The organism is Prosthecobacter sp. GW821-HT29F12 (assembly GCF_058803405.1).
The window spans coordinates 3544187-3556208 of the sequence record NZ_CM179517.1 but is presented as its reverse complement, the minus strand read 5'-3'; the positions used below and the strand labels follow the sequence as shown (position 1 = coordinate 3556208).

At 58.7% G+C, this 12022-nt stretch carries 8 protein-coding genes and 1 tRNA gene; 4 read left to right on the top strand and 5 right to left on the bottom strand.

Annotated features, from left to right (window positions below):
* Window positions 1-55: 55 nt before the first annotated feature.
* Window positions 56-1414 (top strand): 30S ribosomal protein S12 methylthiotransferase RimO, encoded by a 1359-nt coding sequence (gene rimO, locus AC3RLQ_RS14710; protein WP_493038304.1) that lies wholly within the window; start codon window positions 56-58, stop codon window positions 1412-1414.
* 11 nt (window positions 1415-1425) lie between these two features.
* Here rimO and AC3RLQ_RS14705 read toward each other — a convergent pair whose 3' ends face one another.
* The gene (locus tag AC3RLQ_RS14705) at window positions 1426-2877 is read right to left on the bottom strand and encodes a tannase/feruloyl esterase family alpha/beta hydrolase (RefSeq protein WP_493038302.1); all 1452 of its coding nucleotides are present in this window, start codon (window positions 2875-2877) and stop codon (window positions 1426-1428) included.
* A 186-nt stretch (window positions 2878-3063) separates the two neighbouring features.
* The gene (locus AC3RLQ_RS14700) at window positions 3064-5736 is read right to left on the bottom strand and encodes a protein kinase family protein (protein ID WP_493038301.1); all 2673 of its coding nucleotides are present in this window, start codon (window positions 5734-5736) and stop codon (window positions 3064-3066) included.
* 444 nt (window positions 5737-6180) lie between these two features.
* Here AC3RLQ_RS14700 and AC3RLQ_RS14695 point away from each other — a divergent pair, with 444 nt between their 5' ends.
* Window positions 6181-6870 carry a PIG-L deacetylase family protein gene (locus AC3RLQ_RS14695; RefSeq protein WP_493038300.1) on the top strand — a complete coding sequence of 230 codons (690 nt, stop codon included), beginning with the start codon at window positions 6181-6183 and terminating at the stop codon, window positions 6868-6870.
* A 23-nt stretch (window positions 6871-6893) separates the two neighbouring features.
* On the opposite strand, the gene AC3RLQ_RS14690 is transcribed toward AC3RLQ_RS14695, so the two are convergent.
* A tRNA-Lys gene (locus tag AC3RLQ_RS14690) sits at window positions 6894-6969 on the bottom strand.
* Window positions 6970-7106: 137 nt separating this feature from the next.
* Here AC3RLQ_RS14690 and AC3RLQ_RS14685 point away from each other — a divergent pair.
* Together AC3RLQ_RS14685 and AC3RLQ_RS14680 are read left to right on the top strand one after the other, a co-directional pair.
* Window positions 7107-7922, top strand: coding sequence for a polysaccharide lyase (locus tag AC3RLQ_RS14685; RefSeq protein ID WP_493038298.1), 816 nt, complete (start codon window positions 7107-7109; stop codon window positions 7920-7922).
* Window positions 7923-7944: 22 nt separating this feature from the next.
* Window positions 7945-9555 (top strand): hypothetical protein, encoded by a 1611-nt coding sequence (locus AC3RLQ_RS14680; protein ID WP_493038296.1) that lies wholly within the window; start codon window positions 7945-7947, stop codon window positions 9553-9555.
* Between the two features lie 89 nt (window positions 9556-9644).
* Here the strand turns inward: AC3RLQ_RS14680 and AC3RLQ_RS14675 are convergent, their stop codons facing one another.
* Complete coding sequence (locus AC3RLQ_RS14675; RefSeq protein ID WP_493038295.1) at window positions 9645-9920, bottom strand: hypothetical protein; 276 nt, start codon at window positions 9918-9920, stop codon at window positions 9645-9647.
* Between the two features lie 61 nt (window positions 9921-9981).
* Window positions 9982-12021 (bottom strand): FAD-dependent oxidoreductase, encoded by a 2040-nt coding sequence (locus AC3RLQ_RS14670; RefSeq protein ID WP_493038294.1) that lies wholly within the window; start codon window positions 12019-12021, stop codon window positions 9982-9984.
* Between the last annotated feature and the right edge of the window lies 1 nt (window position 12022).

Below are 12022 nucleotides of genomic sequence, written 5' to 3'. Positions count from 1 at the left end.
GGGCGGTCATCTTTCCCCTTTTCGATTGCTGCAAAGGCGCTACCATCCGCGCCCCATGATCAAAGTCGGCCTCGTCTCCCTCGGTTGCGCGAAAAATCTTATCGACTCGGAAATCATGATCGGCCACCTCCAGCAGGCTGGCATGGTCATGACACCTGAGCCCGATCTCGCGGATGTACTCATCGTGAACACCTGTTCGTTCATCGACATGGCCAAGAAGGAAAGTGTCGGTGCTGTGCATGACGCCGTGGACCAGCGGGCGGGCTCGAAAAAGCGTGCGCGACAGAAGATCATCGTCGCCGGCTGCCTCTCTCAGCGCTTTTCAACGGAACTGCCGGGCCTCATGCCAGAGGTGGATGCCTTCATTGGACTGGATCAGATCACGCAGGTGGCCCCCATCATCGAGAAGCTCATGGGCACCAAGGATCACGAGCAGGAAAATCTCGTCACCCGCCAGCCGCAGTACATTCCGGATTACGACACGCCGCGCTTCCGTCTCACGCCGCAGCACATGGCCTACATCAAGATTGCTGAAGGCTGCAATCATCCGTGCTCCTTCTGCATCATCCCGCGCATCCGTGGCCGCCACCGCAGCCGGACGCAGGAAAGTATCATCAAAGAAGCGCAGCAGCTCATCGCGAGCGGGGTGAAGGAGATCAATCTGATCTCCCAGGACACCACCTACTTCGGCATGGACAAGTGGACGGAAGAGCGTCCCAAGCCGCGCAGCGGGGTCGATTCCACCAAGGGCGAATCTCTTTCCTCCCTCATCCGCGAGCTCAACAAGATCGAAGGCGATTTCTGGATCCGCCTCCTCTACACGCATCCCGCGCATTGGAGTGACGATCTCATCCAAGCCATTGCCGAGAGCCCCAAAGTGGCGCGTTACATCGACATGCCGCTGCAGCACATCAGCGACCGCATGCTGGGCCTCATGAAGCGTGAGACCGATGGTGCCTATATCCGCGATCTGATCAAGCGCATCCGTGCTGGCATTCCCGGAATCGCCATCCGCACCACGTTCATTGTGGGCTTCCCCGGTGAGACCGAGGCTGACTTCAACGAACTGCTGCAGTTCATTCAGGACACGAAGTTTGAGCGTGCCGGCGTCTTCAACTACTCCCGCGAGGAAGACACCCGTGCTGCGAAGATGGAGGACCAGATCCACCACATGACCCGCAAGGCCCGCTGGAACGAGGCCATGCGCGCCATTCAGCGCAGCATTGAAGGATTCAACACCACGCAGGTGGGCCGCAAGATGCGTGTGCTGGTGGAAGAGCCTGGTGTGGCCCGCAGCGAAATGGACGCGCCTGACATCGACACCACCGTTTTCGTGAGCAAGAAGCTGCCAGTGGGCAGCTTTGCGGACATCACTGTCAAGGAATGGCGCGGCTACGATCTCGTGGCGGCCTAAGCAACCAACGATCACTCAGCGGCCTTGGGCCTGAAACGTTCGGCGACGCGGTCCACACCACCGCGTGGTCCGTTCACTGGCTTGAATCCACCAGCCTCCCAGGTTGTTTTTTCTGGGTAGGGGTAGAGCGGCATGTCGAGGTCGGTTTTGCCATCGATCACGCGCTGGGCGCTGAGGGTGTGAGGAGCTTCGCCTTTTTCGCGCCAGTTCATGACCAGGCCGAGCATGTCGGGCAGTTTGTTGATGCCGGGACCGGGGCCGTGGCTCATGCCGGGAACGATGTAGAATTTGAGGAATGAGGTCGCTTTTTCGAGAGAGCCGAAGTGCTCGATGACACGTTCGTAGTAATCGAGTGAGGCATGGTAGGGCACGCAGGAATCGGCCGAGCCGGAGATCATGATGAGTTTGCCGCCGCGCTTTTCAAAGGGGGAGAGGTCAGGGTTTTCAGCGTTGAGATAGGGGCCGAGTGCTGCGGTGTAGGTGTCGATGTCTTTGCCGAAGTCGAGGCTCTGGAGGTCTTTGTCCTTCCCGAAGACCCACTGGAAAAGATAGAGGTGACCGTGGGCGATTTTGAAGGAACTGCCGAGGGGAATGCCGTCGAAGATGCGTTCGCCGGTGATCGCGTGCGTTGGGCCATCGAAGAGTTTTTTGAGGGCTTTGGCGTGCTTGTCGGTCAGCGTGGGATCTTTTTTTCGCGCCAGTGCGATGACCGCTTCGATGTCTTTTTCGGTGCAGCGCGGGTCGGAGACCAGCTTGCCGGCGGTCTGTGGGAGTTCACGTGCTGCCATGTATTCGTTGCCGGCGGCGATGATGTTTTCCTCCTGCGAAGCGGTGAAGGGGCATTGATGGAAGATCTGCTCGTTCCACAGGAAATAGGCATGCAGCGGAGTGCGGCAGTGGGCGGGGACATTGGCAACGATGCCGTCGTAATCTTCGGGATAGCGCTGGGCTTCCTGAAGCGCTTGCTGGCCTCCGGTGGAGCCGCCGTTGAAGTAGGAATATTCGGGGGAACGACCGTAATAAGCTTTGATGACCTGTTTGGCGGAGACGGTCATGAGGTGGGTGGCACGATAGCCGAAGTCTTTCCAGACATCCGGTTTGCCAATGCCGGAATCCGAGTTCGGGGCGGTGCCCATGTCGGTCGTGGCGACGGCGTAGCCGCGGGCCATGTAGCCCAGCAGGCTTCCGGAACTGATGCGGCCGGCTGCACCGCCGTTGCCAAGGCCGATAAAGCGGTAGTTCCATTTTTCCGCCTCAGGCAGGCAGATTTCCACGTTGATGTTGGAATCCCTGCCCGGAGTGAGGATGAGCTTTACCACCGTGTGTGGCGGCAGGTTTTTGTCTGCAGTGGCGCTGATTTCCTCGGCGAGGACGATTTTCCCAGCGTCGATTGGAAGCTGCTTGAGTGTGGCAAGCCGGTCTGTGTTTTCCGGAGGCGCTGCCAGTGCTGAAATGGAGGCCAATGCCCCGAGAAAAAAGTGTCTGCAAAGCTGCCAGGAAATTCTTGAGGTGGGATGTTTCATAGCTCAGTCACTGAATGATCTGTACGTGTGGAGCTGGATGCGCTCCGATCATGAGCGTGCCGAATCACGGCGTTCCTTGCAACCGCTGAATGAGCTTTCCCGCGAACGAAGCGCGACTCCGAGGAGTCAGCGTCTTCTGGAGGTTCGTTTCCGCGCTTTGGCCTGTGCGCGGAGGGTCTCGTTGATTTCTTCCGGGGTCAGGACGATCGCGTGGCGGATGGTGACTTCCTCCAATTTAGCGACTTCAGCCGGCGGGGCGGACGGCGTTGCTGCTGGCGGATTGAGCGGATTCTTCGGAGGTTCGGTGGCTGCGACGACAGGTGCAGGGGGTGATGGCATTGCCGGGGCAGGAAGCGGAGCTGTATGGGTGGCAATCTCCTTTGGAGGGAGCGCGGGCTGGGAAAGTTTATTATTTTCCGGGGCCGTGAGAATGGCCCGGCGGATGACCGGTTCAGCATCGGGTGCCGGGATGCTGCTCATTGCATTGGCCGATGCCACTAGCTGAGGCTCCGGCTGAGAGGGAGTGACCCTTTTTTCCGCGGGTTGCTTCTCCTCACGTGTGATATTTCCAAGTGAGGGCTGGACTGATGCTTTTGGCTTGAGCTCCACTGACATCGAACTATCCGCTACCACGGGAGGAGTGGGCGATGGTGGGATGGGTGGAGTCTCAACCTCCACCATGGGGGGCTTGTTCACGACGGGCTGGGACGGTGCCGTAAGAGGCGGAATGGTCGCTGGTTTGGGAGCGGTCTCTGCGACCTCCTCCTGCAAGGGGACCGCGACTTGTGGCAGCGAATTCGGCGCCGCAGCAAGCACGCCAGAGCTGGCATCTGGCAAGTCGCCAAAGATCATCCAGGTAAGGGCCCCCAGAAGCATGACCGTGGCAGCCAGGGCCAGCCATGGGAATTTGAATAGGGGAGGAGAGGGACGATGGAAATCGAGTGACTTGAGATCACCACTGACAGGGGCGAGGAGGAGGGTTTTCCTTCCATGATCCACGGGGGTATCGATCTGGTCTTGGTCTTCCGCAAAATCAGAGACGAAACCTGCGCTGGTGACTTCCTGTGAAGCAATCGGGTCCTTGATGGAGTCCATCTCGGCACTGGCTGCGGTCAGGAGGTGGGAGAGCTTTTCCGTGAATTCGGACGGGCAGGGGACGGTGCTGCCGCTCAATACGCACTGCAGGCAGTCATGCAGATAGGCTGCCGCCATTTCAGGCATGCTGGAGGGAAATTCGGCAATCTCGCGCAACTGACCTTCTCCCGTGAGAAGATAGGCCGCCAGACCGATGAAGGCGCGATGACGCTCATCACGGGCGGCGATGCCGCTTGTTTCTTCAACTGGGTTGTATTCCCATGGACTCAGATCGATCAGCCGTGGCTTGCACAGGCTGCGCATCGTTTTGTGCAGGCGGAGTTTCACCACAAATTTTGGCCAGGCTTCCAACCGCTTTTGATGCAGGCGCTCCAGATCGCGGGGGAGGACGGGGCCGTCATAGCCGACACAGAGCTGAATATTGGCCGGATCCAAATCCACGCGCTGAACGCCGGTCTCCGCCGCCTGTTCCAAACCGGCATGGATCTGCCGCAGCAGAGTGATGACTTCTCCGGGATTGAGTGAGCCGCGTTTCGCCATGAGGGCGCTCAGGGACATGCCCGGCTCACGTGCTTCAGAAAGAAAGGCCCAGTCAGGCCCCTTCCAGAGACCTATCATGTGCTGCAGGTTGGTCTGCCTGGCAGGATCTTGGCGCCAGACCTGCGGTGGAAATGCCATGAGGTCGGACTGAGGGGCGATGCGCTCGGGCGGTAGCAGATGCAGGGTGACCGGCTGTTCAGCGGACGTATTGACTGCCGAAATCGTGAAGGGGTGGCAGCCTGAAAGCTCGGGGTTTTGGATCCGGAAACTCGCGCCAAACAGGGTTTTCAGCGGAATTTCTCCCAGCAGCAATGTCTGCAGGTGGGAGACGGGCAGTGTGGAAGGATCTGCCACCAGCAGCAGCTTGGGATTACGCGCCTGCACCAAGGTAACGTAGGAGCAGATCGCCTCGCGAATTTCGTCACGCAGAGACTTTCTCGAAATCGAATGAACTGAGGGGCTTGTCAGGACCGATTTGATGACGAAGCGCAGGCTCGCTGGCAGTTCTGCGATGATGCTGAAGTCATCGGGATTGCCGCCTGGGTAGGTCTGCCCGGTCATGAGCAGAAAGAGCAAACGGCAGGCCTCGTCAACGAATCGCGAGCTGTGCTGGCCAAAGGCCTCGGACCTTGGTTGTGACAGGCCGTAGTCATACAGCCTGAGCTGCAAAAACTCCTCTTCCTGGGTGGCGACCAACACCTGGTCCATGCGTACCGTTGAGAGCAACTGTCCTTGGTCCTCAGCTCTTCCCAAGTCTTGGAGAAGCTGATGCACCAAGGACAGCGATGTCACGGTGGGCAGGGCCCCGCGTCGCTGGACATACTCATGGACGAACTCTCCCTCATTCAGGTCGGTGACGAAATAGGGCAGGCCATCATCAACGCCGACTTCGAGAATCGTCATGAAGGACTGGCCGCGCATGACTGCCGCGCGTTGCAGCAGTTCAAGAGTGCGAAGCTGCAGGCCTTCATCGATCATTTCCGGCTTTATCTCCACTGTGTCCAAGGTTGTCTTGGGCTCGTAAAACCTGTGGAGGAACTTGGATGGACCCCGTGATTTTTGAACCTTCCGGCGTGCACCGGACTTGGATTTGCGTCCTTCCAGCCGTGAGCCAGCCCACTGGCGGCGCGACTGCCAGCTCACGGGTTTGACCCAGCGTCTCATGGTAGGCGGCTGACTTGGGGCAGGAGCCGGAGAGGCTTTGCCGGTGAAAATATGAAGTTCCACCAAGCGGCTGTTTCGCTGATCAAAGGCCAGCATGACCACCTCATCTTGTGCCCGCGGCAACTTGATTGGAGAGCCATGGCGATGCCTTGCCAAGGCGAGGGATCCAAAGAGTTGCGGCCCTTCCATCATAACTCAAACGTGCAGATATGGAGAATTCAGTGAATTGTGTTCCGTAGGGGACATTGTTCTTGAGTATGATCTTTGCGACTCAATGATGCAATGGATATTATATATGATAGATATAAATTTAAAAAGCGAGTTCAGGTATGACTAATATCGTTTTCGAATTAACCCGTGAAGTTCGCCCGAACCTGCTCATGAGTCGTACAATCAGGCTGCTGTGCAGCTTGCTCTCAAGGTGAATCATGGCCATCCTGCCTCATGACACGCACCATTCTTGCGATCGGCGCACATTATGACGACTGTCCTTTTGGCATCCCTGGCACGCTTCTGCGTGCCGTGCAGAAACATCAGCGAGTGGTCATTCTCAGCCTGATCGGTGACTACACGAACTGGCCTCCGGTCAAAGGCCGGGAGCAGGGTCTGCTGGAACTTTCGAAACAGCTCGCAGCGGAGCGTGGCATTGAGATGCGTTTTTTGCCCTACAAGAGCCTGGGCTTCGAGCCGACGCTGGAGACCAAGCGGGCTGTGGCCGACGTGGTGGCAGAGGTGAAGCCGGACACCGCCTTCATGTTGTGGCCACGTGACCGCCATCCTGACCACGAGGCTGCCAGTGCCATCTGCCATGCGGCCTTGTATCAACCGGCGCGCCTGCTCGGGCGCGATGAGGTAAAGACGCCCTCACGCGTGTATTGGTATGACAACGGTCCCGGGCATACGATCGGCTTCGAGCCGGACACCTATGTCGATGTTTCCACCGAATGGCCGGCTGCAAGCGAGTGGCTGGGGAGGCTGATGGCCTACGTGCGCAAGGAAGAGTACGACCCTGCCAAAACGGATGCAGCGATGGAGACGAAGAGCGTGCTTTCCCGGTATCGTGGGCTGGCCTGCGGGGCGAAGTATGCCGAGGCTTTCAAGAGCGTGCGGCCAGTGGTGAATGCGGAATTTTGAAAAACAAAATACCATCCTTTGGATGGTACCCCCGGTAGGATTCGAACCTACGACAAATTGATTAAGAGTCAACTGCTCTACCAACTGAGCTACGGAGGCATGTTTGAAACCAAACAGCGTTGGAAGGGAGGGAGTTTTAATCGTGTCTGGGCTTGGTGCAAGTGAGTTTTATTCTTGAAAGGCAACTTTTGGGTGTTGGCGCACCAACCAGAGGGGCTTAACGCTGGAAACCCGGCATGATTTTGGATGTCTTCCATGCGCGGTCGTGGTATCCCGCCTGCATGCGTGTGCTGGCTTTCATCCTTTTTGCGTCGCTGCAGGCCGTCCTGGCGGCAGATCTTCCCCTGGCAATCACCTTGGCTGGCCAGCCCGGGGCCTACACGATCAAGCGATGGAAGAATGACTGGCCGGGCTGTGAATTTGAGGGTGGCATCGCACAAGGGCGTGTCGCCATCGTCGAACGCGATGCATTGAAATGGCTGCGTGTGAATTTTGCCGTCGGGAAGATTGGTCCTGAAGAAGGTGGTGCGGGTTGGCGGATGCCGTTTGGCCACCATGAGACGGCGGAGCTGAGCTACACGCTGCGCTTCAGCAAGGATTTCGATTTCGTCAAAGGTGGCAAGCTGCCGGGACTGTGCGGTGGTCCGGACAATGTGAGCGGTGGCCGCCGGGCGACAGGGACGAACGGATTCTCAGCTCGTCTGATGTGGCGCAAAGACGGCCGAGGCGAAGCTTACGTGTACCACAAGAATCAAAAGGGTGACTATGGCGACAGCTTTGCCTTTCCTGCCGACTTCCGCTTTCCAACGGAAACACCGGTCAAGGTGAGGATCGCCGTGACGATGAACACCGTGGGCAAACGTGATGGGACTTTGCGTGTGTGGATCGACGACAAGCCGATGGTGGTACGCACCGACATGGAGTGGCGGACGGTGGACAGCTTTGGCGTGGATGGTCTCTACTTTGAAACCTTTCACGGCGGTGGTGATGACTCATGGGCGCCCACACGCGCCTGCTGGGCGGAGTTCGCGGAGATGAAAGTCGGCAAGTAGCGATCTTTCAAACGCCTCCAATTTGAGCATTGACCTCGTTCCTGCAAATCAGGACACTCAGAGCAATCCCAACCCGGAGGTCATCATGAATGAACCGCAATCCCGCCGTGCGTTCCTTGCCGATGTGAGCAAGGGCACCTTGTTAGCCACCCTCGGTCCCGCGCTCGCAGCTGAGTTCGGCATCAGCCATGCTTGTGCGGAGGAAACAAGCGCCGCCTTGAACTTCGGTGACATGGAAGCGCTGGTCTGCTTCATGCAGGAGACGCCGGTGTCGAAGCTGCAGCCTGCGCTTGCCGCGAAACTCAAGGCGGGGGTGTCACTGAAACAGCTGGTGGCCGCAGGGGTGCTGGCCAACGCACGAACTTTCGGCGGTGAGGACTACATCGGCTTTCATACGCTGATGGCATTGCACCCCGCACTGAAGATGGCGGCTTCAATGCCGGACAGGCAGGCAGCGCTGCCGGTGTTCAAGGTTTTGTACCGCAACACCAACCGCATGCAGGAGCACGGCGGGCGTGGCGACGAGGTGCTGCACCCCGTGTCAGCTGGCGACGACAAACCCACGGCGGCAGACCTACATGCCGTGGTGAGGCGCAAGGACACCGCTGGTGCGGAAAAAATCTTTGCCACGATGATGAAGCAAAACGCAGATGACGGTTTCAACGCCCTGCTTGAATGCGTGCAGGACAACCCCGAGGTGCACCGCACGGTGCTGCCGTACCGCGCCTGGGATCTGCTGGATGTCGTGGGCCGCGAGCATGCCACCACGATGCTGCGCATGTCTTTGCGCTACTGCCTGAACTCGGAGAATGCCCGACGCCCCGAATGGGATGAACACAGCAAAGCGCTGTCGAAACTGATGGATGAGTACAAGCTCATGGGAAAGGAGCCGGGTACGAGGTCCATGGAGGACGCCATGGTGGAGAGACTCAGCATGACGATTTTCAGCGGTACACCAGAAGACGCCTCAGGTGCTGTCGCTGCGAGTTTGGCGGAGGGATTTGATCCGCATGAAATCGGTGAGGCGATCTCGCTGGCGGCGAATCAACTGGTGCTGCGGGATCATGGCCGCCCGCCGGAGTGGGAAGCTCCAGGCAAACCGCCTGGCAGCGTGCATGGCGACTCTGTGGGCGTGCATGCAAGCGACTCAGTGCATGCATGGCGTAATCTCTCACAAGTCAGCAAGGGACGGAATGTCTTTGCCTGCCTGATTCTCGGTGCATGGCAGGTGGCGCGTGATCGTGGTGCGGCCACTGGTCAGCACTTTCTCGAATGGGAGCCAATGCCACCGAAGAGATACATCAGTCAGGGCACGGATCAGGGGAAGCTGCTCGCTGAGCTGGATGAAAACATTCGACTGAATCTTCAAGCGCATGCCTCGGGTGTAGTGCATCGCTGTGGAATGCAGGGAATGGACCCTGAGGCTGTGTTCAAGACTTTGCTGCGCTACGCAGTCAGCGAAGATGGCGCGCTGCATGCGGAGAAGTATTTCCAGACAACCTGGGATGAGTTTCACCGTACCCGCCCCGCCTTCCGATGGCGCCAGCTGACGGCACTTGCACGTGTGACGGCTAGTGAGTTTGGCCGTCCGGCACCCGGGCAGGTGGAAGCACGCGAACTGCTGGGGGTGTAAAGAGGGGATTTCAGCCTAGCAGATAAAAAATTACGTGGCGGATGAACGAGTCATCCGCCACGTGCCAATGGGGGGGCTGGCCAGAGAAATCAGAAGAGGCCGAGACGTGTGTTGCTGTTCACATTGAGTGGCAGCCCACGAGTTCCCAAACGAGCGTTCACGCCAGCAGGCCGGGGTGCGGGTCTGGAATGATAATAAGTCTTGTGATTGTGGCCGTAGTAGCTGTTTCCGGGGTAATAAGGACGGGGTGCGGGCGCACGGTGGTAATACCCGGGGCGGGTGGCCACGTAGCCACCAGCATCCACGCAGCTGGACAAGGTCGCCATGAACAAACCAAGAGTGAATAACTGGATGATGTTTTTCATTGGATAGTGGGGTTCTTTCCAATACATCGTTTGAAATTGAATTGTGGTCGTATTTCCGTGCTCACCGGGCCTCGAGCAACTGCACGGCGTCAGCTCCGACGATGCCGTCCGTGTCCTTGGTGCTGATGGTTATGACGGCGCCCTTGTCTGCGGTGAAGGGGAAGACGCCGAGGCTGACGAAGAGCTTGTCGATGGGCGGTGCCTTGCGTTGATTCACGAGCACGGTTTTCGTGCCTTCCGCGTGCTCAATGGTTACAGGCACATTGCTGGCACGGTTGGGTGCAGAGGCATAGGACACGCGCACTTCGTATTTGCCTGTGGCGGGGATTTTCATCCGATAGATGACGCTCTTGGTGCCTTTCTCGGTGTTGGCGTCATGGAGGCTTGAGCCATCGACGGGATTGCCATAGGCGCTGCCGGTCCAGTGTCCGATCTGCTCAGCTTCCTGCTCGCTCATGACAATGCCGGGCAGTTTGGCGGAGCGGATCATGTGGGCGAGTGAGGCGAGTTCGAGCACGGCTTTTTGTTCGAGCAGTTTTTTGCGCAAGGCGGGCACGTCGATGCTTTGCACCGGGGTCTTCGCCTTGATTGCCATGACGGCGGCGAGGCCTGATGCATGGCCCAGCGCCATGTACACGGGCTCCATGCGCAGTGAGCAGTAAGCGATGTGGCTGGCGGAGAGGCAGACGGGTACGAGCAGGTTTTCACACTCGGTGCGTTTGGGCGTCAGGCTGCGATAGGGGATCTGGTAGGGCAGCGCCGGGGTGTCCTGAAAGCTGCCTTCATCACGCACGGTGCCGTCTTCTGCGAGGATGCGCTGGACGATGTGGCAGTCGATCAGGAACGAGCCCATGCCGACGGAGTCGTCTTTGAAGATGTCGGTCTGCAGATCCTTCTGCACCATGACGTATTCGCCGATCATGCGGCGACCTTCGCGCACATAGAGAGCGTAGGGCCAGTGGGCGTTGTCGGCGAATTCGTCTTTGCACAAGCCCCAGGAGTTCGCCTGCTCGCGCAGGTTTTTTGGCACGCGTTCATCATGGCCGAGGAACCACAGCATACCCTGGATGAAGTCGGTGTGGTCCTGCCAGATGCGGGAGCGTGTGGCGGCATCGCCATCGGGGTAGTCGAAGTTTGCGCCGGGATAGTCGGTGGAGAAGAGGCCCTGGGCATTGAGGTCGTATTTGCCATTCGCGACATTGCCGAGATGGAACAAGCGGCCGAAGCGGATGCCGGGGAAGGCCTGGATCAGGCGCAGCAGCAGTTCGTATTTAGCGGGATCGTAACTCGCGGGCTTGGGGAAGGGGACCAGGATGTCTGCGCGCTGCGTAACGCAGATGCGGAAGTTGTAGCTCTGGGTGCTTTTGTCAGCGCTGCCGGGGGCGAGCTTGGGATCTGGGAAGACGCCGTAGATGGGCTTTCCCTGCGCATCGAGACCGGAGATGCTGACCGGTGTGCCGTGGATGTAGCTGGGGGCATTTCTGTCGCCGCCGATGCTGGGGCAATCGCTCTCCATGACTTCGATGGTGCGCGGACGAATTGGCATCGGGTGATAGCCTGCGAGTGGCTCGCCAAACTGGGCGGTGCTTTCACGTCCGACGATGTAACTGACCTTGGCAGCGGCCATGAGATCGCCTTCATAGCTGGCGTCGATGAACTCTTTGCCTTGGTAGGTGGTGCCGTCGGCGGTGGTCAGGCTGGTAATACGTGCGCCTTCTTTGGTGATGGATTTGAGCGACTGCGCAGTGACCACTTTAACGCCTGCACTTTTGAGCATGTTCTGGAAGGCGGCCATGTTCGCGCTCGGCTCGGCATACCACATCGGGGTGCCCGGTTTCGCAGCAGCGGCGAGGGCGAAAAACTCGCGTGGGAAACCGCCGATGGTCTCCTCCTTGCCGACGTCAGAGCGGCAGAGGCCGCCGGTGACCATGCCGCCAATCCACTTGGTGGGCTCGATGACGACTACTGACGCACCTTCACGTGCGGCCATGATGCCGGCGCTCAGTCCTGCGGGAGTGCCGCCGTAAACGACGAGGTCAAAATCTGCGGCAGCGAGAGGCGAGGCGAGACCAAGAAGGAGGAGCAGGCGGTGAAAAAGCATG